Here is a 286-nt window from a genome sequence, read left to right on the forward strand (position 1 = left end):
GCACTTGCGCCTCCTTGAGCCGGGCCGGGCTGTAGCTCGCCTCGGCATTCGGCCGCTTCAGCACGAAGGCGTCATAGGCAGCGAAATCGAGCGCGTCGAAGCGCAGCGCATAGCCGGTGGTCGGCAGCCTGTACATCAGATCGGTGCGGGTCCAGTCGACCACCGGCATGAAATTGTAGCAGATGGTGGAGATGCCTGCCTTGGCGAGCGCCCGGATGGTGTCCCTGTACCAGCCGACGTAACGCTCGCGCTCGGGTGAGCCGGTCTTGATCGAGTTGTGGACGGG

The 286-nt window shown here is 64.7% G+C and carries 1 protein-coding gene; it reads right to left on the reverse strand.

From position 1 onward, the window contains the following. Nucleotides 1–286 (reverse strand): mannonate dehydratase (locus EN850_RS35805; protein ID WP_189591366.1); only part of this gene is annotated, 286 nt, incomplete at both ends.

The sequence above is a fragment of the Mesorhizobium sp. M8A.F.Ca.ET.207.01.1.1 genome (genome assembly GCF_004794715.1).
Taxonomy (GTDB): Bacteria; Pseudomonadota; Alphaproteobacteria; order Rhizobiales; family Rhizobiaceae; genus Mesorhizobium.